22 protein-coding genes and 2 pseudogenes are annotated in these 20,583 nt (G+C 70.5%); 14 read left to right on the top strand and 10 right to left on the bottom strand.

Annotated elements, in window-relative coordinates; genetic code table 11:
* Together ABZ154_RS21780 and ABZ154_RS21775 are read right to left on the bottom strand one after the other, a co-directional pair.
* Positions 1-279: pseudogene (locus tag ABZ154_RS21780) on the bottom strand (hypothetical protein); the annotation flags it as partial.
* Complete coding sequence (locus ABZ154_RS21775; protein WP_356834983.1) at positions 279-1,058, bottom strand: RNA polymerase sigma factor; 780 nt, start codon at positions 1,056-1,058, stop codon at positions 279-281. The pseudogene ABZ154_RS21780 and the gene ABZ154_RS21775, both read right to left, overlap by 1 nt.
* A gap of 297 nt (positions 1,059-1,355) precedes the next feature.
* Between ABZ154_RS21775 and ABZ154_RS21770 the strand changes: the two are divergent.
* Positions 1,356-1,731: pseudogene (locus ABZ154_RS21770) on the top strand (glycosyltransferase); the annotation flags it as partial.
* Between the two features lie 82 nt (positions 1,732-1,813).
* Here ABZ154_RS21770 and ABZ154_RS21765 read toward each other — a convergent pair.
* The gene (locus ABZ154_RS21765) at positions 1,814-2,002 is read right to left on the bottom strand and encodes an antitoxin (RefSeq protein ID WP_356834981.1); all 189 of its coding nucleotides are present in this window, start codon (positions 2,000-2,002) and stop codon (positions 1,814-1,816) included.
* Positions 2,003-2,157: 155 nt separating this feature from the next.
* On the opposite strand from ABZ154_RS21765, the gene ABZ154_RS21760 reads away from it, so the two are divergent.
* Both ABZ154_RS21760 and ABZ154_RS21755 read left to right on the top strand, forming a co-directional pair.
* Positions 2,158-2,877 (top strand): HNH endonuclease family protein, encoded by a 720-nt coding sequence (locus ABZ154_RS21760; protein WP_356834979.1) that lies wholly within the window; start codon positions 2,158-2,160, stop codon positions 2,875-2,877.
* Between the two features lie 13 nt (positions 2,878-2,890).
* Positions 2,891-3,178, top strand: a complete 288-nt coding sequence (locus tag ABZ154_RS21755; RefSeq protein ID WP_356834977.1) for a hypothetical protein — start codon at positions 2,891-2,893, stop codon at positions 3,176-3,178.
* Between the two features lie 103 nt (positions 3,179-3,281).
* Here the strand turns inward: ABZ154_RS21755 and ABZ154_RS21750 are convergent, their stop codons facing one another.
* The 3 genes from ABZ154_RS21750 to ABZ154_RS21740 form a co-directional block, all read right to left on the bottom strand.
* Positions 3,282-3,860, bottom strand: coding sequence for a hypothetical protein (locus tag ABZ154_RS21750; RefSeq protein ID WP_356834975.1), 579 nt, complete (start codon positions 3,858-3,860; stop codon positions 3,282-3,284).
* 66 nt (positions 3,861-3,926) lie between these two features.
* Positions 3,927-4,748: a DUF4328 domain-containing protein gene (locus ABZ154_RS21745; protein WP_356834973.1), complete on the bottom strand. Its 822-nt coding sequence runs from the start codon at positions 4,746-4,748 to the stop codon at positions 3,927-3,929.
* 166 nt (positions 4,749-4,914) lie between these two features.
* On the bottom strand, positions 4,915-6,525 hold the full coding sequence (locus ABZ154_RS21740; RefSeq protein WP_356834971.1) for a family 20 glycosylhydrolase: 1,611 nt from the start codon (positions 6,523-6,525) through the stop codon (positions 4,915-4,917).
* A 521-nt stretch (positions 6,526-7,046) separates the two neighbouring features.
* Between ABZ154_RS21740 and ABZ154_RS21735 the strand changes: the two genes are divergently transcribed.
* From ABZ154_RS21735 to ABZ154_RS21690, 10 genes are all read left to right on the top strand, one after another.
* Positions 7,047-7,514 (top strand): 2-oxo-4-hydroxy-4-carboxy-5-ureidoimidazoline decarboxylase, encoded by a 468-nt coding sequence (locus ABZ154_RS21735; protein WP_356834995.1) that lies wholly within the window; start codon positions 7,047-7,049, stop codon positions 7,512-7,514.
* Positions 7,515-7,765: 251 nt separating this feature from the next.
* Positions 7,766-8,146 (top strand): succinate dehydrogenase, cytochrome b556 subunit, encoded by a 381-nt coding sequence (gene sdhC, locus ABZ154_RS21730; RefSeq protein ID WP_010058610.1) that lies wholly within the window; start codon positions 7,766-7,768, stop codon positions 8,144-8,146.
* A 5-nt stretch (positions 8,147-8,151) separates the two neighbouring features.
* Positions 8,152-8,634, top strand: coding sequence for a succinate dehydrogenase hydrophobic membrane anchor subunit (locus ABZ154_RS21725; protein ID WP_356834969.1), 483 nt, complete (start codon positions 8,152-8,154; stop codon positions 8,632-8,634).
* Between the two features lie 29 nt (positions 8,635-8,663).
* The gene (gene sdhA / locus ABZ154_RS21720) at positions 8,664-10,418 is read left to right on the top strand and encodes a succinate dehydrogenase flavoprotein subunit (RefSeq protein ID WP_356834967.1); all 1,755 of its coding nucleotides are present in this window, start codon (positions 8,664-8,666) and stop codon (positions 10,416-10,418) included.
* A complete protein-coding gene (locus tag ABZ154_RS21715) occupies positions 10,418-11,194 on the top strand; it encodes a succinate dehydrogenase iron-sulfur subunit (RefSeq protein WP_073877834.1) in 777 nt (258 codons plus the stop codon). The genes sdhA and ABZ154_RS21715 overlap by 1 nt, the downstream gene beginning before the upstream one ends.
* Positions 11,195-11,329: 135 nt before the next feature.
* Positions 11,330-11,950, top strand: a complete 621-nt coding sequence (locus ABZ154_RS21710) for a hypothetical protein (protein ID WP_356834965.1) — start codon at positions 11,330-11,332, stop codon at positions 11,948-11,950.
* A 16-nt stretch (positions 11,951-11,966) separates the two neighbouring features.
* A complete protein-coding gene (locus ABZ154_RS21705) occupies positions 11,967-12,788 on the top strand; it encodes a hypothetical protein (RefSeq protein ID WP_356834963.1) in 822 nt (273 codons plus the stop codon).
* Positions 12,789-12,883: 95 nt separating this feature from the next.
* Positions 12,884-13,324, top strand: coding sequence for a hypothetical protein (locus ABZ154_RS21700; RefSeq protein WP_356834961.1), 441 nt, complete (start codon positions 12,884-12,886; stop codon positions 13,322-13,324).
* Positions 13,321-13,752, top strand: coding sequence for a DCC1-like thiol-disulfide oxidoreductase family protein (locus tag ABZ154_RS21695; RefSeq protein WP_356834959.1), 432 nt, complete (start codon positions 13,321-13,323; stop codon positions 13,750-13,752). The genes ABZ154_RS21700 and ABZ154_RS21695 overlap by 4 nt, the downstream gene beginning before the upstream one ends.
* A gap of 10 nt (positions 13,753-13,762) precedes the next feature.
* On the top strand, positions 13,763-14,533 hold the full coding sequence (locus ABZ154_RS21690; protein WP_356834957.1) for a TetR family transcriptional regulator: 771 nt from the start codon (positions 13,763-13,765) through the stop codon (positions 14,531-14,533).
* 40 nt (positions 14,534-14,573) lie between these two features.
* On the opposite strand, the gene ABZ154_RS21685 is transcribed toward ABZ154_RS21690, so the two are convergent.
* From ABZ154_RS21685 to ABZ154_RS21675, 3 genes are all read right to left on the bottom strand, one after another.
* Positions 14,574-16,127, bottom strand: a complete 1,554-nt coding sequence (locus ABZ154_RS21685; protein WP_356834955.1) for an ABC transporter substrate-binding protein — start codon at positions 16,125-16,127, stop codon at positions 14,574-14,576.
* A gap of 277 nt (positions 16,128-16,404) precedes the next feature.
* The gene (locus ABZ154_RS21680) at positions 16,405-17,862 is read right to left on the bottom strand and encodes a metallophosphoesterase (RefSeq protein ID WP_356834993.1); all 1,458 of its coding nucleotides are present in this window, start codon (positions 17,860-17,862) and stop codon (positions 16,405-16,407) included.
* Between the two features lie 33 nt (positions 17,863-17,895).
* A complete protein-coding gene (locus tag ABZ154_RS21675; protein WP_015610857.1) occupies positions 17,896-18,141 on the bottom strand; it encodes an SCO4848 family membrane protein in 246 nt (81 codons plus the stop codon).
* Between the two features lie 133 nt (positions 18,142-18,274).
* Between ABZ154_RS21675 and ABZ154_RS21670 the strand changes: the two genes are divergently transcribed.
* Complete coding sequence (locus ABZ154_RS21670; RefSeq protein WP_356834953.1) at positions 18,275-19,543, top strand: D-alanyl-D-alanine carboxypeptidase; 1,269 nt, start codon at positions 18,275-18,277, stop codon at positions 19,541-19,543.
* A 13-nt stretch (positions 19,544-19,556) separates the two neighbouring features.
* On the opposite strand, the gene ABZ154_RS21665 is transcribed toward ABZ154_RS21670, so the two are convergent.
* Positions 19,557-20,525 carry a YihY/virulence factor BrkB family protein gene (locus ABZ154_RS21665; RefSeq protein WP_356834951.1) on the bottom strand — a complete coding sequence of 323 codons (969 nt, stop codon included), beginning with the start codon at positions 20,523-20,525 and terminating at the stop codon, positions 19,557-19,559.
* Positions 20,526-20,583 lie beyond the last annotated feature (58 nt).

The raw sequence follows: 20,583 nt of genomic DNA, 5'->3' as shown, positions 1-20,583 counted from the left end.
ACCAGGCTCACGGCGAGCAGCGCCGCGATGACGAGGGTGCCGAGGACGGCGTAGACCCGGTTGCGGACGACGGGTGGCCTGCCGGAACGCGGTGAGCACGGCGTCCTCGCCGGGGAGTTCACCGGCCGGGGTGCGGCGGGCGGCACGGGCCGCACCGAGTGCTTCGGCAAGCCGGAGTGCGTCGTCGCGGGCCTGGTCGCCGAGGGGCACGACCGGCTCGCCGCGGAGCAGTTTCTCCGCCGCGTCCTTGTCGAGCCACTCGTCCTGCTCGTCGGCCATCACATGTCCCTCTGCGTCCACGGTCGCGAATGCGTCACACCGGGAGTGACCCCGGCCGGCGCTGCCGGACCGGCCCTACCGGGGCGCTGAGAGGGTACGGCACCGAGCCCCGCGCCGCCGCCCTGCCCCTGACCTGCGTCGCTCCCGGAACCCTGGGCGGACGCCCGGTCCGGTCCTTCGGGGCCACCGTCCGGAGTCGGCGCACCGGCGGAGAGCGGCGCGTCCGGGTGGTCGGCACCGAGGAGTTCGGCGAGCCGCTTGAGGCCGCGGTGGGCGGCGGTCCGTACGGCGCCGGGGCGTTTGCCGAGGGTCTGGGCGGCGCTCTTCGCGTCCAGCCCGACGACCACGCGCAGCACGACGGCCTCGGCCTGGTCCTGCGGGAGCTGGGCTATGAGGGACATCGTGCGGTCGGTGTCGAGCGCCTCCATGGCGTCACCGGCGGTGTCGGACTCGGCGGGCCTGCCGGTCAGCTCCGTCTCGTCGCCGCCGATCGCGGGGCGGCGGCTGCGCATCCGCAGATGGTCGAGCGAGCGGTTACGGGCGATCCGGGCCGCCCAGCCCCGGAAGCGGTCGGCGTCCCCGCTGAAGCGGTCGAGGTCGCGCGCTATCTGGAGCCACGCCTCGGACGCGACGTCCTCGGCGTCCGGCTCGCCCACAAGCGTCCGTATGTAGCCCAGCAGCCGTGGCTGTACAGCGCGGTACACAGCACGGAAGGCGTCCTCGTCCCCGTCCTGCGCCGCGAGCACCGCGGCGGTCAGCTCCGCGTCGTCCCCCAGCACTCCCTCAACCCGCCCTGCTGTCCTCAATCGCAGCTGGTCACCACTGCTGCGCCACTCTGCGCGACTCAGCACGCTACGTGGTCGGCAGGGGTCACGTCCATGACTTGTATAACTCGCAACAATTCGCGGCCCTCGGTGCGGTGTGACAGAAAACGCAGTCGCGGCGCTGAGATGAGTACGGGGTCGTGCTGCGACCCCGTGGAAGACGGCCGGGGCCTCTCCTGTGGGGGGTGGCGGCCCCGGTCGTCGCTCCTCTCCCCGCGCCCAGGTCATGGGCGCCCCCGCGGCCCCGCCGCCCGGTACCGCCTCACCCCCTTCGTCGGTCCGGAGCTGCCGAACGTCCTGGCCCTGGCTGATCTGGTGATCTGGTGATCTCGCGCAGCGGAGCCGGCATCCTGGCCGAGCTGACCGCTCTGGGCAAGCCCGCGGTGTTCATCCCGCTCGCCACGGCGGCCGGCAACGAGCAGGCCCACAACGCCCCTCACCTGAAGGAGTCCGGTGCGGCGGTCGCACTCCTCGGCGACGTGACCGGCGGGCACCTGCGCGAGGCGGCGGCCCGCAACTCGGCGATCCGGAGCGCCGGGAAGCGATGGCAGCGGCGGCCAGGGCACACGGCCGCCCGGATGCCGCCGAGCGGCTCGTTGACGTGATCCTGTCCGCGGCCACCCGGTGACAGCTCGGCCCGGAGTGGGCCGGGTGAATCGCCGCGAACCGCCCGCCGCTGGGCAGGGCGGGCGCCTTCGGGGCCAGTCCTTTTAGTCGCCGAGGCCCTGGACGTACTCCTGGGCCTTGTCGACAGCGGTATCGATCTTGTCGCCGTGCTTGCCGCCGGTCTTGTGCTCGATGAAGCCGCCGGCCTTCTCCAGCCCGTCGGAAGTCTTGTCCCCGTGGGCCTCGGCGAGGTCTTCGGCCTTCTCCTTCAGGCCCTTCAAGGCGTCGAACATCAGGGATTCGTCTCCTCCACTCGAAACTGCCTGGTGGCGAGCGTTGTTCCACGGTGAACCCGGCACACAGGACGGCACCGGGAGACGGAAGAGGAGCCGATAAGCTGCGCGGACCGAGGGAATCAGCGGGCGGACTGCGTGGGGTGGGCCAGGTCATGACGATGCGGCAGAACTGGTGGCGACGGGGGCTGGCGGTCGGGGTCGTGTTCCTGGTGGCCGGATGCGCGGCGATCGAGGACGCGACCACGCCCGGGCCGGACGGGAAGCCGTCCGCCTCGGCCTCCGCCGGGGCAGGCGGCGGTGCGGCGGCCGACGACACGGCCCTGCCGGGCATACCCACCGCGGGACAGGCCAGGCAGGAGCTGGCCGGGCTGAAGGTGGCCCGGCACGGTTCGATGTCCGGCTACAGCCGGGCCAAGTTCCCCCACTGGGCCGCGCAGGGCGAGTCCTGTGACACCCGGGAGACCGTGCTGGAGCGTGACGGCACCGATGTCGAACGGGACCCGCAGTGCCGGGCGGTCGCCGGGAAGTGGACCAGCGTCTACGACGACGAGGAGTTCAGCGAGGCCCGCGACCTGGACATCGACCACATGGTCCCGCTCGCCAACGCCTGGCGCTCCGGGGCCAGGACCTGGACGCAGGAGAAGCGCAAGGAGTTCGCCAACGACCTGACCCGCCCTCAACTGCTGGCGGTGTCGGCGTCGTCGAACCGCTCCAAGGGCGACCAGGGGCCGGACGAGTGGCAGCCGCCGTCCAAGACGTACTGGTGCACCTACTCCCGTGCTTGGGTGTCGGTGAAGGCGGCGTACGAGCTCTCGGTCACGGAGGCCGAGAAGGGCATGCTGACGGAGATGCTGGACACCTGTAACCCATGAACGGAAGCACCTCATGAACGGACCTGACCCGGCACAGCCGCAACAGTTCGTGGACGACGTCAAGGCGGGCCCCGGCGGGGCAATGACCGACGAGGTGGGTGTCGTCACCGGTGAGCTGACGGTCTCCACCACCCTGCGACCCGACGGGCGCGCCGACATCGCCCTCCAGTACACCGGCGCGGAGGAGTGGTACGTCCTCACCGGCAGCCCGGTTCCGCTGCCTTCCGCCGGCCTGGAGGCCCTGCACCACGACATCCTCGGCCGCATCGGCCGGGGAGGCGGAGCGCAGGCCGGGCCCTGAGGGCAGAAGGTCCCGCCGGCCCGCCTGCACGCTCCGGGTGAAGAGTGCGCAGTCCGTCGGCCGACCCTCCGGGGGGACGGTGCCGGACTCGGGCCCGGCTCGGTCACCCCCTGCTGCGGGCCCGGCGCGACATCACCGCGCGCAGCACCCGGCGCCCCTCGACGGACAGGTCCAGGGCCTTGCGCACCCCGGCCCCGCTGCCCGCCGTCCCGGCGGTCTCCGCGAGGATCTCCAGGATCCGGACCTGCCGCTCCAGCTCCCCCGCCACCAACGGTCCGACGTCGGTCGCCGCCCCGCCGCGCGCCGCCTTCAGAAGGCCGGCGTCCTGCGGGGCCTTCCCGTCCGGGGCGTCGAACCGGCCGTGGATCTCCAGCGCGACCAGCGAGCAGGCGTCGGCCCACTCCCGGAGGGGTGCGGGGGCGAAGTCGGAGGGGGCGGCCCCCAGCATCGCGCGCACCCGTGCGGCCGGTCCGTCGCTGACGGCCTCGTCGTCCATCGCCGTACGGACAGCCGCGAGGCGGATGGCCCATTCCTGCCCGTCCTCGCAGCTCGCCCAGAGCGGCCGCAGCGGTTCGGGCCCGTCCGGTCCCGCCAACAGTGGCAGGCAGCGGTCCAGACAGGCCACGGCGCTGGCGGCGAGCGATCGCTCGTCGGCGCGTCCGATCAGTTCCAGCAGACTCATCGACGTCTCCCTCGGTCTACCGCGTACTGCGCCGAATGGCTGAAAAGCGTCACTTCTGAGCGGCTGTCACCGGTGCGCGCCCGGGACCGGCGGGGCGGGAGCCGGGGGGTCTACGGCGCGTTCCACCTGCATCCGGGTCAGGGCGCGGACGAAGAGGATCGCCAGGACCGCGGCGACGACCTCCAGCGCGTCGGCGGCGGCCACCAGCGCGAGGCCCTGCGCTGTCTGCTCCGGCTTCTCGGCTCTCTCCAGCACGTGTGCGGTGATCCGGTCGGAGAGGACCGACGCGACCCACAGGGCCCACCAGAAGTTGAGCAGGGCCCGCGGGACGGCCACCCGGCCGCCCTCCGGGCCGATGGGGGCGCTGCCCGTCCAGATCCCGTCGGCCACCCGGTAGGGGAACCAGAGGTTGGCCACAGGCACGAACCAGCTGCCCACGGCCCAGCCGGGGCCCATCTTCTGCGCGCCCAGGTCGAAGACCTCGGCGTTCCGGCGGGCGCGGTGGAACCAGAGGATGAAGAGGATCCCGGTGATCAGGAGGACGGTCGGCCGGTAGTCCGTGATGACGTCGTGGAGCCGGTCGGCCGACTCGACCCGGCTGCCCTGGACGGCCGTGTAGCCGGCGTCGATGAAGCCCTGCCACATGCTGCGCAGGTGGAGCCCGGCTCCGATGGCGGCCAGGTCGATGGCGATGACGGTGCCCAGCAGGGCGGTCACCGCCCAGGACAGGCCGACCGGTGAGCGCGGCCAGTCGCCGACGCCCCAGCCGCCGGGTCCGGTGGCCGGGGGCGTCAGGTGGTCGGGCAGCGGGGGCCGTGTGCCCGAGCAGAAGGTGCAGAGGCCGTCGTCGGTGACGGCCGTTCTGATGCGGCAGCGGGAGCAGAGCATGAGGCGTTCCCCCCAGGGAGCGGTCGGTGACCTCTCACGTCCTCCCCAGGAGCGCGCGGTCGGCGGACCGTAGCCCGTGGACGCCTTCGCTGTCCAAAGGCCCCGAAGGCCCCGAAGGGCCCGAAGGCTCAGGATGCCTGCGGTCCGCCGACCGCCCCGGCCGCCGTCAGCCCGCGCTGCCCGTCCGGGCCGCCAGCTCCTGGAACTGTGTCCAGGTCAGCTCCGGCTTCCGCGGGTCCCACAGCTTCTGCGCGGTCGCGACGAGCGGCATCCTGATGCCGTCCGCGACCTGCTGGGTCGTCTGGGCGTTCGGCAGGTCGCCCCAGACCGCGAACCGGCCGCCGAGGATCTGCGGCGAGTAGCGCTCCGCCACCGGCTCGGTGCCGCGCAGCACCATCGGGGTCCACTGCTCGTAGATCCGCTTGCCGGTCGGGTAGACGAACTCGTTCGGCTCGCCGAGCACGTAGTACAGGAACTCGTCGTTGAGGTTGAGCATCTCGTAGCCCGCGGCGAGGTACTCCTGCGGGGGCCGGGCGCCGATCTCCTTGCCGGTCCAGTACTCGATCTCGATGTTCTTGTCTGCCTTGACCTCCGAGTCGCGGAAGAGGCCGTCGTTCCACGCCTTGGCGGTGCGGCCCTTGGGCTCCACCACCGCCGCCCGGTCGTTCAGCCAGCCCGTGGCGAGGTCCTCGATGGTGGCGCCGGACCCGTGCTTCTGCTCGGCGGCCCGCTGGAGCTGCGGGTAGGAGGCGGCCGGGTTGCCGACCATCAGCGCCTGGTACTCGTCGGCGCCCAGATGCCAGTACTTCCCGGGGAACAGCTCGGTGTACTCGTCCAGCAGCTCGTCGATCAGCTTCGCCGCGGCCGGCTTGGAGATGTCGATGGACCCCCTCGACTCCCGGCCCTGGGTGTTGCGGAGCTGGAGGTCGGGGTGGGCGCGGAGCACCGCGCCGAGGTGTCCGGGCGAGTCGATCTCGGGGACGACCTCGATGTGCAGGCTGTTGGCGAGGCCGACGATGCGGCGGACCTCGTCCTGGGTGAGGGCCTCGTCCGAGACGACCTCGGGGTGGGTCTCGGACTCGATCCGGAAGGCCTGGTCGTCGGAGAAGTGCAGGCCGAGCTGGTTGAGCTTGAGGTCGCCCATCTCGCGTATGCGGTCCTCGATCCACTCCGCGCTGTAGTGCTTGCGCGCGATGTCGAGGTTGAGCCCGCGCTGCGGCCGGTCGGGCCGGTCGTTGACGACACCCTCGGGCACCGTCCTGTCCGCCTTGAGCGACTGCTTGAGGGTGCGGGTGCCGTAGAACACGCCCGACTCGTCGGGGCCGGTGATCTTCACCTTCCGGTCGCGGACGGTGAGGGTGTACGACTCGGCGGGACCCTTGTCCTTCGCGCCGAGCGCCAGCTCGACGTCTCCCTCGCGGGGCGCCTGCGCTCCCCGGTAGGGGAGCTTCAGCTCCTTGGCGAGCAGCTGGGCCTCGTCGGCGAGCACCTGGCTGCCCTTGGCTATGACGATCGAGCTGTCCTTGCCCGGCTGCCAGCCAGGACCGCGCGCGGCGGTGTGCTCGCGGACCGCCGGGATCGTGCTCGGGGTGGTGGAGAGCGGGTAGCTGCGGGAGGGCGACGGGGTGGCCGCCGTGGCGGAGGTCCCGGACGGGGAAGCCGCGTCGCGGGAGGGGTGGCTGCCGGAGCCTTCCGGCCAGACGACGACGGTGAGGACGACGGCGGCCGCGGCCGTGACAGCCGCGCCGGTGACGAGGGCACCACGCGTGGGCGACATCGGTCAGATTCCTCCGGAATAGGGGCCAGGGGGTAGGTAGGGGGCAGAAGTGAGTGAATAGGCTGAAAGGTTGACATTTTTGCTGGCGATCCGCCCACCGAGAACAAGCGCGGAGCGTACAGAACCCCCGGCGCCGCAGGTCAGGCGGTCGTCAAACGTTCCGAAACTCTCCCGTTCGGGTGATTTTTGGCCGAACCCTCGGACGGCCGCCGACCGATCTCGCTAGCGTTGCGGCACATTCGTATCTCCTTTCACTTCCGCTTCGCGAACGTCCCACTCGCGCCCCGCACGCGTCCCCCTTTCACCCCGCGTACGCCCCGCCGGGCAACCTTGCTGCCCTTCTGCCCCTCTTTCAGGGTCACAGATGTCGTTCATCCGAGGAGTCCACGCTGTCCAGGTCCAGCGAGTCCCCCGCCGGCCTGCCCAAGCAGTCCACGCCCCCGGCCGGGCCCTCCGCCATACCCGGGCAGCACCGCCGCCCGCCGCAGGTCAGCGGTGGCTTCGGCGTACCCCGCGCCGACCTGGTGGCCGGGCTCGCCCGGTTCAACGAGGCCCCCTTCACCACGGCCGAGGCCGCGCTCCTGGAGTGCTGCGGCAGCCGCCGCTGGGCCCACCGGATGGCCGCCCACCGCCCCTTCCCCGACCTGGCGTCCCTGCTGGCCGCCTCCGACGAGGCGGGGTACGACCTGGCGGCCCGGGACATCGCGGAGGCGCTCGCCGCCGAGCCCGCCCCCTGCCTGCACCACGACGCGCCGCGCGCCGCCCACCTGGCGCTGCGGGCCGCACACGCGGCGTACGAGAGCAGATTCGGCCATTCCTTCGTGATCTGCCTGGACGCGTGCCCGCCCTCGCAGCACGTCGACCAGGTCCTGGCCGGTATCCGGGTCAGGCTGACGCACGAGGTGGACGAGGAGCGGGCCGTGACCGCCGACGAGCTGCGGCGACTCGCCCGGAGCCGGCTGGTCGAGCTGGTGACCGAGGGCTGGTGACGAGGGCCGGTGACCGACGGCTGGTGACCCGGGCCCGCGACCGGACCCACCGGCCCGGGGGCCGCGCCAGCGAGGGCCGCTCTAGCCCGTACGTGCCTGTTTGATTGCCACTTTGATCACACCAGAGACCCCGGCGCGAACGAACCGACAAAGCGTCGCTACGATGGCCGGGGCCGGTGGACCGTACCCGGCCGGGTCAGACCGACAGTCAAGCCGGCCGACCCCAATCCCCGCTCCCGGAGGGTTCTTCCGTGCCGGCTGGAACGCTGTACCGCGGCCGGGAAGGCATGTGGTCCTGGGTGGCTCATCGAGTCACCGGTGTCCTCATTTTCTTCTTCCTGTTCGTACATGTCCTGGACACCGCTCTCGTCCGCGTCTCCCCCGAGGCCTACGACGATGTCGTGGCCACGTACAAGACGCCGATCGTCGCGCTCCTCGAATACGGCCTCGTGGCCGCCATTCTCTTCCACGCGCTGAACGGTCTTAGGATCATCGCCGTGGACTTCTGGGCCAAGGGCCCGCGCTTCCAGAAGCAGATGCTCTGGACCGTGCTGGGCATCTGGATCGTGCTGATGGTCGGGGCCCTGTACCCCGTCCTCGGTCACGCCGTACGCGACGTCTTCGGGAGCTGAGGCCCATGTCCAGCGAGACTTCTTCCGCAGCCGCGATCGGCGACGTCGAGGGCGTGAGCCTCTACGACGTCGACCACCCGGCCCCGGTGATCGAGCCCCCGCGCAAGCGGACCGGCAAGACGCCCAAGGGATCGCGCACCAACTTCGAGATGTACGCCTGGCTCTTCATGCGCCTGTCGGGCATCGTCCTGGTCGTCCTCGTCCTCGGCCACCTGCTGATCCAGCTGGTGCTCGACGGCGGCGTCTCCAAGATCGGCTTCGCCTTCGTGGCGGGCCGCTGGGCCTCGCCGTTCTGGCAGATCTGGGACCTGACGATGCTCTGGCTCGCCATGCTCCACGGCGCCAACGGCCTCCGTACGGTCATCAACGACTACGCCGAACGGGACAAGACCCGCTTCTGGCTGAAGATGCTCCTGTACACCGCCACGGTGTTCACCGTCCTGCTGGGCACGCTGGTGATCTTCACCTTCGACCCGAACATCCGCTAGGCGCCGGGACAGAGGGACCAGAGGAAACCATGCAGATCCACAAGTACGACACCGTCATCGTCGGCGCCGGCGGCGCCGGCATGCGCGCGGCCATCGAGTCGACCAAGCGCAGCCGTACCGCCGTGCTGACGAAGCTCTACCCCACCCGCTCCCACACCGGTGCGGCGCAGGGCGGCATGGCCGCCGCGCTCGCCAACGTGGAGGAGGACAACTGGGAGTGGCACACCTTCGACACGGTCAAGGGCGGCGACTACCTGGTCGACCAGGACGCGGCCGAGATCCTGGCGAAGGAGGCCATCGACGCCGTCCTCGACCTGGAGAAGATGGGCCTGCCGTTCAACCGGACGCCCGAGGGCCGCATCGACCAGCGCCGCTTCGGCGGTCACACCCGCAGCCATGGTGAGGCCCCGGTCCGCCGGTCCTGCTACGCCGCGGACCGCACCGGCCACATGATCCTCCAGACGCTGTACCAGAACTGCGTCAAGGAGGGCGTGGAGTTCTTCAACGAGTTCTACGTCCTGGACCAGCTGATCACCGAGGTCGACGGGGTCAAGAAGTCCGCCGGCGTCGTCGCGTTCGAGCTGGCCACCGGCGAGATCCACGTCTTCCAGGCGAAGTCGGTCATCTACGCCTCCGGCGGCACCGGCAAGTTCTTCAAGGTGACGTCCAACGCGCACACCCTGACCGGTGACGGCCAGGCCGCCTGCTACCGGCGCGGCCTGCCGCTGGAGGACATGGAGTTCTTCCAGTTCCACCCCACGGGCATCTGGCGCATGGGCATCCTGCTGACGGAGGGTGCCCGCGGTGAGGGCGGCATCCTCCGCAACAAGGACGGCGAGCGCTTCATGGAGAAGTACGCGCCGGTCATGAAGGACCTGGCCTCCCGTGACGTCGTCTCGCGCTCCATCTACACGGAGATCCGCGAGGGCCGCGGCTGCGGTCCGGCCGGTGACCACGTCTACCTGGACCTGACCCACCTGCCGCCGGAGCAGCTGGACGCCAAGCTCCCGGACATCACGGAGTTCGCGCGGACCTACCTCGGCATCGAGCCCTACACGGACCCGATCCCGATCCAGCCGACCGCGCACTACGCCATGGGCGGCATCCCGACCAACGTCGAGGGCGAGGTGCTGGCCGACAACACCACCGTCGTCCCGGGCCTGTACGCCGCCGGCGAGGTCGCCTGTGTCTCCGTGCACGGCGCCAACCGCCTGGGCACCAACTCGCTGCTCGACATCAACGTCTTCGGCAAGCGCTCCGGCATCGCCGCCGCCGAGTACGCGGTGAAGAACGACTTCGTCGAGCTTCCCGAGAACCCGGCGCAGCTCGTCGCCGACCAGGTGGAGCGGCTGCGCAACTCCACCGGCACCGAGCGCGTGGCGACACTGCGCCTGGAGCTCCAGGAGTGCATGGACGCCAACGTGATGGTGTTCCGTACCGAGCAGACGATCAAGACGGCGGTCGACAAGATCGCCGAGCTGCGCGAGCGGTACCTCAACGTGTCCATCCAGGACAAGGGCAAGCGGTTCAACACCGACCTGCTGGAGGCCATCGAGCTGGGCAACCTGCTCGACCTGGCCGAGGTCATGGCGGTCTCCGCGCTCGCCCGCAAGGAGTCCCGCGGCGGTCACTACCGCGAGGACTACCCGAACCGCGACGACGTCAACTTCATGCGCCACACCATGGCGTACCGCGAGGTGGCCGCCGACGGCGCCGAGTCGATCCGGCTCGACTACAAGCCGGTCGTGACCACCCGCTACCAGCCGATGGAGCGTAAGTACTGATGGCTACCCCGACCCTGGACAAGACCGACGGGACCGCGAAGCCCGAAGCCGGCTTCGCCGACTCCCCGTTCATCACCGCCACGTTCCGGATCCGCCGCTTCAACCCGGAGGTCTCCGACGAGGTCCAGTGGCAGGACTTCCAGATCGAGATCGACCCGAAGGAGCGTGTCCTCGACGCCCTTCACAAGATCAAGTGGGAGCTCGACGGGACCCTGACGTTCCGCCGGTCCTGCGCGCACGGCATCTGCGGTTCCGACGCGATGCGGATCAACGGCAAGAACAGGCTCGCCTGCAAGACGCTGATCAAGGACATCAACCCGGAAAAGCCGATCATGGTGGAGGCCATCAAGGGCCTCACGGTCCTCAAGGACCTCGTGGTCGACATGGACCCGTTCTTCCAGGCGTACCGCGACGTCATGCCCTTCCTCGTCACCAAGGGGAACGAGCCGACCCGCGAGCGTCTGCAGTCCGCCGAGGACCGCGAGCGGTTCGACGACACCACCAAGTGCATCCTGTGCGCCGCGTGCACGTCCTCGTGCCCGGTGTTCTGGAACGACGGCCAGTACTTCGGCCCGGCGGCGATCGTCAACGCGCACCGCTTCATCTTCGACTCGCGTGACGAGGCCGGCGAGCAGCGTCTGGAGATCCTCAACGACCGTGACGGTGTCTGGCGTTGCCGCACCACGTTCAACTGCACGGACGCCTGCCCCCGTGGCATCGAGGTCACCAAGGCGATCCAGGAGGTGAAGCGCGCGCTCATCACGCGTCGCTTCTGACCTCATCGAGGACCTTCACGGGCCCCGGCCACCCCGGTCGTCACGACCGGGGTGGCCGGGGCCCGTTGCTGCGTCCGGGCGAAACGGGCGGTACGGTCGTGCGGAGCTGAACACACGCAGAGAACGGGGATCCCCATGAGCGAGCCGAATCCTTCACCTGGCGACGCGTACAAGTGGGGTCCTCCCCAGCAGCAGCCCGGCCACCCCCAGCACCCCGGCCACCCGCCGACGATGGCCGACGGCCAGGCGTACGGGTACCCGCCGCCGGGCGGCACGCCCGCTTACGGCTATCCGCAGCCGCTGCCCGAGTCGGCGACCCAGCCCGGCCCGGGCTACGGGTATCCGTACCAGGCGCAGCCGACGATGCCCGGCCAGTACCTCCCCGTACCGCAGGAAGTGCCCGGCCACGGCGGGGTCCCGGTGCTGTCGATCGGTGACATCACGGTCATGAGCGACGCGATCGTCAGCCCTTCGGGGACGATGCCGCTCAAGGGCGCCGTCTGGACGGCGACCGACATGTCGCGCACCGAGGAGAAGATCCCGGCGCACGCGATCGTGCTGGCGATCGTCTTCGCCCTGTTCTGCCTGATCGGCCTGCTGTTCCTGCTGATGAAGGAGAAGCGGACGGTGGGGTTCGTCCAGGTCACGGTCACCAGTGGCGGCCGCCACCACGGCACCATGGTCCCGGCGACGGGCCCGCACACCTTCCCCGCGGTGATGGGGCAGCTCAACCAGGCCCGCTCGATGAGCGCCTGAGCGGCGGGCCCACCCCATGGCACGTTTCGAGCACACGGTCACCGTCACCGCGCTGGACCGCCACTGGTTCGAGGAGGCCGCCGGGCACGTGGTGGACCTCTTCGACGCCTCCCGTGAGCAGGGCGGCGAGATCCTGCTGCCCGACGGGCGCCCGGTACACGGTCTCCGGCTGCTGAAGGGGCGTCATCTGCAGTCGGGGGCGCAGTACGGGGAGGGCACCGGGCCGGGCGAGGAGGTGGCCTTTGAAGCCACCGTCCTGCGTGAGTGGCGGCCCTCCCGCACCGTCGAGGTGGAGAGCCGCTTGGCGGAGGAGTCCATGTCCGTTCGGGTGGGGGTGCGGGTCCGCGAGCCCCGGACGCCCAGGGCGCTGGAGGTGTCCCTCGACGGGCACAATCCGAAGGGCGGTTCGCTGTACCGCTTCTCGGGCCGTGCCAAGGCCGACCTGCACGCCTGGTGGGCGGCGCTGGAGAGGCCCTCGTCGGCGCCCCCGGCCGCCCGGGCCCCCGTCATCGGCAGGGCGGTGCACCGGCTGGGCAAGGCCCGTCTCACGGTGACCCCGCGCCCGGCCGAGCACGGCTCCTGGCGGGTCTGCGTCGTGCTGAGCGTGCGCGGGCGGTGGCTGCTGCGGCCGCTCGCGGCGGTGGGGCTGCTCCTCGCCCGGAGGCCGATCGAGCGGGGGTTCCGCGAGGGCGTGGACAGCGCGGCCGAGGAGTGGTCCGAGATGCTGGCCGAGCTGCCGTCGCTGCACGGTGAGGCGCTGCGCGCGGATATCGCGGACGCGCTGACCGAGCCGCCCGAGTCGGCGGAATCGCCCGAGCCACTGACCGAGGTGCTCTGACACACATTTCGCAGACCCCTTCTTGAACATGTTCAAGAAGGGGTCTACAGTCACGCCCAAGAGCAGTTTTGAACGCGTTCAAAGGAGGGTGGGGCATGGACCTCACTGTTGTCGCCTACGTCCTCTACCTGCTGATCAGCGTGGCGCTCACCGTCTGGGTCGCCCGTACTCTCAGCCGTAACGGGCGGGTCTTCCTCGCCGACGTGCTGCACGGGAACGACAAGCTCGCCGAAGCCGTCAACCACCTGCTGGTGGTGGGCTTCTACCTGGTCAACCTCGGGTTCGTCACGCTCTACCTCAAGAACGCCGACGGGGTCGCGAACGCCCGCGAGCTGTTCGAGGCGCTCTCGGTGAAGGTGGGCGTGGTCCTGCTGGTCCTCGGCGTCATGCACCTGGGCAACGTGTACGTGCTCAGCCGCATCCGCCGCCGCAGCGCACTGGAGCGCGAGCAGACCCCGCCCGTGCCCCCGCAGGGCTGGACGAAGCCGGGGCCCACGGGCCCGTGGGCCGCGCCCGCCCCGACGCCGGGGCAGTGAGCCCCGTGACCGCCGCTGCTCCCGTCCGCCGGCTCACCGTGCTCTACGACGCACAGTGCCCGCTCTGCACCCACCTGCGGCACTGGCTCGGCCGCCGGCGCCAGCTCGTCCCGCTGGACCTCGTACCGGCCGGATCGGCCGAGGCGCGGCGGCGGTTCCCGGAGCTGGACCCCGCCGCCACGTACGCGGAGATCACCGTGGTGGGGGACCTGGGGCAGGTCTACCAGGGCACGTCCGCCTGGATCGTCTGCCTGTGGGCGCTGGCTAAGTACCGCTCGAAGGCCCACTGGCTGGCCACCCCGGCCGGAGCGCCTTTCGCCCGGGGGACCGTGCTCGCCGCGGCGAAATACCGGTCGGTGACGGCTCCGCGGTGCGTCCCGGGCCGGGCATGCCCAGTGCCGCCAGGTGGTCGGTGGGCTCCCCGCTAGTGTTGGGCCCGTGGTGAAGGAAGAGAAGAACGTGCAGGAGAACGGGGCCGCGAAGCCCGCCAAGACCGGCAAGACCGTCCAGGCAGGCAAGGCCGCGAAGAGCGAGCAGACCCGCACGCTGATTCTCGAGACGGCGCTCCGGCTCTTCGCCGAGCGGGGGTACGACCGGACGACGATGCGGGCGATCGCGCAGGAGGCGGGCGTCTCCACCGGGAACGCCTACTACTACTTCTCCTCCAAGGAGCACCTGGTCCAGGGCTTCTACGACCGCATCGCCGGTGAACACGCGGCGGCGGTGCGGCCCGCCCTCGCGGACGAGGCGGAGCTGGCCGACCGGATCCGGGGGGTGCTGCTGGCCTGGCTGGACGTGGCGGAGCCGTACCACCGGTTCGCCGCCCAGTTCTTCAAGAACGCGGCCGACCCGGAGAGTCCGCTCTCCCCGTTCTCCGACGAATCGGTGGCGGCCCGGGAGGCCGCGATCTCGATCCACCGGGAGACCCTCACCGGCTCCGGCACCAAGAGCGATCCCGAACTGGCACCACTGCTGCCCGAGTTGCTCTGGCTGATGCAGATGGGCCTGGTGCTTTTCTGGGTGTACGACCGCTCCCCGGGCGCCGAGCGCAGCCGGCGGCTCGTCGAGCGCACCGCGCCGATCGCCGCACGGGCGATCGGGCTCTCCCGCTTCCGGGTGCTGCGACCGCTCGTACGGCAGGTTCACGCGCTGCTGGTGGAGTTCATGCCGGGTGCATCGGCCGGGACTGAGCCCCGGCCGGCCGGCTGACCGGCCAGGTCCCGGCCGAGGCGACCGGGACATCGGCCCGTCAGATCCAGCTGAGTTCCCACAGACGCCAGAAGCCGGTGCCGTCGGAGAGGTACTGGGAGCCTGCGACGCCCGTCTTGGCGACGACGTAGTCCTTCTTCTGCCACAGCGGCAGCAGCGGTACGTCCTCGCCGACCAGCTTCTGCATCTCCTTGAAGTCGTTGGAGGTGCGGCCGCGGTCGCTGAACTGCTGCGTGGCGGCGATCAGCCTGTCCATCTTCTTGCTGGAGTAGCCGCTGTGCAGGACGTTGCCGGTGCCGACGAGCGGCTGGCTGAAGGTGTCGGGGTCCGGGAAGTCGGGGAACCAGCCGACGGTGTACATGTCGTACTCACCGGCCGCGTAGCCCTTCTGGTACTTCGTCCACTCCACGGCCTTGACCGAGACCTTGAAGAGGCCGTCCTTCTCCAGCTGGCGACGGAGCTCGGCGGTCTCCTTGGTGTACATGTCCCCCTCGCGGTAGGCGAAGTTGACAGCGACCGGGGTCTCGACACCGGCCGCCTGGAGCAGCTGCTCGGCGCGCTTCGGGTCGGACGTGGGGTAGGCGTCGAAGAAGGGGGTGCTGTGCCCGATGTAGCCGGTGGGGATCAGCGAGTACAGCGGCTCGACCGTGCCCTGGTAGACCTTGCTGACCAGCGGGCCCCGGTCCAGGAGCGCGGCGACGGCCTGGCGGACCTTCTTCTCACCGAACGGCGAGTTCTCCCGCGTGTTGAAGATGATGTTGCGGATCTCGGCACTGGCCGCCTCGGTCACCCGCAGCTCCGGGTCGCCCTCGTCCAGCTCGGCGAGCTTGGCGGACGGCAGCTGGCGGTGGGCGACGTCCACGTCGCCGCTGTTCCAGGCGGTCAACAGGTCCTCGGACGCCTTGAAGTAGCGGATGGTGACCGCTTCGCCGATCTTCTTGAGCGCGCCCCTGTACTTCAGGTTCGGCACCAGCTCGGCGCGGTTGTCCGGCTCGTACGACCTGAGGACGTACGGCCCGGAGCCGTCGACCTGGTTGCCCTTGCGGAGCTCGTCCTTGGGGTACTTGGTCGAGTCGACGATCGCCGCGGCGCCGGTGGCGAGCTTCTGCGGGAAGGTCGCGTCCTTGCCGGAGAGGTTGAAGGTGATCGTGCGGCCCTCGGTCGACACCGTGTCGAGCGTGGGGAAGAGACCCGAGGGACCGACGTCCGACTTGATCGCGAAGATCCGGTCGAAGGAGTGCTTGACGTCCTCGGCGGTGATCTTCCGGCCGTTGGAGAAGACCAGGTCGTCCCGCAGCTTGCACTGGTACGTCTGGAGCTTCTGCCCGACGAACGCGCAGCTCTCCGCGGCGTCCGGCTCCGGCACGATGGCACCGGGCTTGAAGGTCATCAGCGACTGGTAGATGTTGCTGTAGATCGCCCAGGAGCCCGCGTCATACGCACCGGCCGGGTCCAGGGAAGTCACGATGTCCGATGTCCCGACGGTGACCGCGTCGGTCTTCGCCTCCCCCGACGGGAGCAGTTGCCAGGCGCCGACGCCTGCGATGACCAAAACCGCGAAAATCGCGAGAATCCGTACCCGGACCGACCGCATTGCCGTGCTCTCCCTTACCAGCCCCACCACGGCAGTTGCGCTCAGACACGCACACTGCCGCACGTTCGCACTTACCCAATCACACGATTTTCACATCTGGAAGAGTAAATGGGGCGCTCACAGCCTTTTGTTGGACACGTTCGACGCAGCGTGTCCGAAAAGGCCGTTTCCCGCCTCTCACCTGCGGGTTTCCGTAGCTGAGAGTGACGTTGCGGTGCAGTTTTGTTGAAGATCGCATGATCGCAACCGCAACGGCCACAGCGGTGGGAGGCCGGGCTCAGGCCTGCCGCGAGGCGAGCTCGACGACGGTGATGTCGGCCGGGGCGCCGACCCGCACCGGCGGCCCCCAGGCACCCGCCCCGCGCGAGACGAACAGCTGCGTGTCGCCGTACCGTTCGAGCCCGGCGACGGTCGGGTTGGCCAGCTCGGCGAGGTAGTTCCCCGGCCAGAGCTGTCCGCCGTGCGTGTGGCCGGAGAGCTGGAGGTCGACGCCGTGCTCGACGGCGTCGTGGATGACGACGGGCTGGTGCGCGAGGAGGACGGCGGCGCGGCCGCGGTCCCGGTCGCCGAGCGCGCGGACGAAGTCGGGGCCCTGGCCCTCGGTCTCCCCCGCGATGTCGTTGACCCCGGCGAGGTCGAACCCGTCCATCTCCACCCGGGCGTTCTCCAGGGGGATCAGCCCCAGTTCGCGGACATGGTTCACCCATTGCTCAGCGCCGGAGAAGTATTCATGGTTGCCGGTGACGAAGAAGCTGCCGTGCCGTGCCCGCAGCCCGGCCAGCGGTTCGGCGGCGGAGCCGAGGTCGGCCACGGAGCCGTCGACGAGGTCACCGACGACGGCGACGAGGTCGGGCGAGGTGGAGTTGATCGTGTCGACGATGCGGCGGGTGTGGGCGCGGCCGAGGATCGGGCCGATGTGGATGTCGCTGACCACGGCGATCCGGAAACCGTGGGCGGCGCGGGGCAGTTTGGCGAGCGGCACGGTGACGCGCTGGACACTCGGCCCGCGCAGGACGCCGGCGGTCCCGTACCCGACGGTGGCGAGCCCGGCGGCGGCAGCGGCGCCGCCGACGACCCGGGAGACGAAGAGGCGGCGGGAGGGGTGGGTGATCCCCGGGGCGGGTGCCGCCGACTCCGCTTCCTCCGGTTCCGGTTCGGCCGGTTCCGCTTCCTCCGGTTCCGGGTCGGCCGGTTCCGCTTGTTCCGCCGGTTCCGTACCGCGTACCGCTTCCGGTTCCGGTTCGGGGGCCGGCGCGGTCACCGGGGCCGGGTCGGCCGAGGTGGAGCGGCAGGTCCGGCCCGCCGGGACGAGTTCTTCGGTACGGGGACGGGTTCCGCTCGCCGTCGCGGCGAGGGTTCCGTCCCCGGCCGTTCCAGTGGTTCCGGTTCCGGCGGTGGCGCGGGCCGCGGCCGCCGCGTCGCGCCGGGCGAGCACCCGGGTCAGGAGCGGACGGGCGACCTCGCCCACCAGCAGGGCCAGCGTCAGGTACATCAGGGCGGCCAGCCAAAGGAACCCCGGCCAGGCGAGCACCTGCTGGAGCCAGAAGGGCGCGCCGATGCGGCCGGAGGTCATGGCGCCGAGGCTCAGCAGGGGCAGTACGAAGGCGGCGACGGTGCCCACCGTGCGCAGTGTGCTGCCGGGTGCCGTCGTGTCACCGACGAACCGGCGCCACACATAGCGGTGCACGCTCGCGAGCAGCGCCAGCACCACGAGTGCCACCAGGACGAAGACCACTGCTGCCATCCGCACTTCCCTACGTTCCTGTCCTCATGCGCGCTCGTCGCGCAAAGCCCGGACACCGCGCAACCCGATCGCGCCGACCACCGTCCCCAGAAGAAAGGACGTGATGGCGAGCAGCAGGTGCACCCAGAAGTACCCGGTCGGCTCACCCGCGTCGTCGAACGCGAGCCCGCTGCCGTCCTGCCACAGGTTCTTGACGAAAGTGATCCAGATGAACCAGCTCCACACCCCGAAGACGAGCAGGAACCAGGAGACGGGGCGGCTGAGCTTCATGGGACCAGTATCTCCGCCGCCCTCCGGCCCCCTCGTCCGGGGTGGCGTCCGAAAGGGGCAGTCCCGGCCGTCCCTCCGGCGGGTCAGTCCGTCCGGGTCCTCATCCACATCTTCGCCGTGTACGTTTTCGACCGTGCCTGCTCTGAAAAAGATCGCTTTGACGGTCACCGCCGCCGCTGTGCTGTCCAGTCTCGTCCTCGCCCCCGCATCGGCGGCCGAGAAGGACAAGGACAAGGACGAGCAGCCACAGCCGAACCACGCGATGTCGGGCGTCGGAGGGGAGCAGCTCTCCAAGGTCGGTACCCAGGTCAACCTCGGCCCGGGCGCCCCGGTGCTGCCCAAGGGGCTGACCGGCCGCTCGTGGATCGTCGCGGACGCGGAGAGCGGGCAGGTGCTGGCGGCGCACAACTCTCACTGGCGGCTGGCGCCCGCCTCCACCATGAAGATGTTGTTCGCGGACACCCTCCTTCCCGCCCTTCAGCCGGCGAGCCTGACGCACACGGTGAAGGACAGCGACCTGGCGGGGGTCGGCGAGGGCAGCAGCCTGGTGGGCGTCAAGGAGGACCACACGTACACGGTCCACGACCTGTGGCTCGGGGTCTTCCTCCGGTCGGGCAACGATGCTGTGCACGTACTGGCCGAGATGTACGGCGGTATGCCGCAGACGGTCGCCGCGATGCAGAAGCACGCCGAGGAGCTCCAGGCGCTGGACACGACGGTGGTCTCGCCGGACGGGTACGACGCGCCGGGCCAGGTCTCCAGCGCCTACGACCTGACGCTCATCGCCCGCAGCGGCATGCAGAAGAAGGACTTCCGTGAGTACGCGGCGACGGCCTCCGCCGACTTCCCCGGCGAGAAGAAGAAGGGGAAGAAGCGCGAGACCTTCGAGATCCAGAACACCAACCGGCTGATCACCGGGGACAACGGCGTCGACCCGTACAAAGGCATCGCGGGCGTCAAGAACGGCTACACGACCCACGCGGGCAACACCTTCACCGGTGTCGCCGAGCGCGACGGCCGGGTGCTGCTGGTGACCGTCATGAACCCGTCGGCGGACGAGAGCCACGCCGTCTACAAGGAGGCCGCCCACCTGCTCGACTGGGGCTTCGCCGCGAGCGGCAAGGTCCGGCCGGTCGGCGAGCTGGTGCCGCCGAAGTCCGTGGACACGGGCACCGGCACCGTCTCCGGCGGCAAGGGCGCGCAGCCGGCCGTCGGGGGGGACCAGGGCTCCGGCGGCCAGGCGAAGGCCGCGCACGCGGCGGCGGCCGGGCAGGGCTCCGGCGGGGTCGGGATCGCCCTGGCGATCGTCGGCGGCGTGCTGGTGGCCCTGGCCGCCGCGGTGTTCCTGGTGAACCGCCGCTGGCCGCTGCCGGGGCTGAGCCGCCGCACGCCGCAGGACTGACGCAGGACCGGGCTCAGGAGGCCCGGGTGGAGCCGCCGGCCCCGGCCTCCGGCTTCGCCCCGGCCTCCCGCTCCGTCTTGCTCTCAGCGTCATCGTCATCGTCATGCTCGGCGTTCTCGCCCAGCTCCTCCTCCTTGGACCCGGTCGCGGTCCAGGCGGCGCAGAACAGCAGCAGCTTCGCGGAGAAGTTGATCCACAGGAGCAGCGCGATCGGCACGCCGAACGCGCCGTACATGCTCTTGCCCGCGACCCCCTTCATGTAGCTGCCCAGCAGCAGCTTGAGCAGCTCGAAGCCGACCGCCCCGATCAGGGCCGCGACCACCAGGCGGCGCCGGGGCGGCTCCACCCCCGGCAGCAGCGTCAGCAGATAGAGGATCAGCAGGAAGTCGGCGAGGACCGCCACCGCCAGGGCGGCCACCTGGAGCAGGATGCCGCCCACGCCGCCGCGGGAGACGCCCAGTTGGCCGGCGCTCCAGCCGACGGCCGTCGTCCCGACGGTGGAGACCGCCAGGGTGGCGAGCGCCGCTCCCCCGAGGCCGACCAGCAGCACGGCGTCCTTGAGCTTGGCGACGACCGGATTGGCCTCCTGGACGTCGTCCAGCTCCCAGACCGCGCGCAGGCACTCCCGCATCGAGCCGATCCAGCCGACACCCGTGAACAGCAGCAGCGCACCGGCGACCAGACCGACCGTTCCCGCGTTGGCCACCAGGGTGTCGATGCCGAGCTGGTCGGAGATGCCCGGCACCTGATCGGCGATCTTGTCCTTGATGGTGTCCAGCTGCTTGTCGCTCAGCAGCGCGGCCGCGATCGCCGTGCCGACCGCGATCAGCGGGAAGAGCGCCAGGAAGCTGATGAAGGTGATCGCGGCGGCGAGCCTGGCCCAGTGGACCCGGTCCAGCCGCTCGTAGGAGCGCCAGGCGTGCGTCTCCATCAGCCGGGAGACGAGCGGCCCGACGACGGGGAGTTTCTTGAGCCAGTCCATGCACGTACGCGTACCCTTCCGGGCCCGGGAAACCTCCGGGCCGCACCGAGGACTCTTC

The organism is Streptomyces sp. NPDC006261 (genome assembly GCF_040613515.1).
GTDB lineage: Bacteria > Actinomycetota > Actinomycetes > Streptomycetales > Streptomycetaceae > Streptomyces.
The sequence above is the reverse complement of the archived record's forward strand: the minus strand, read 5'-3'. Positions and strand labels throughout refer to the sequence as shown.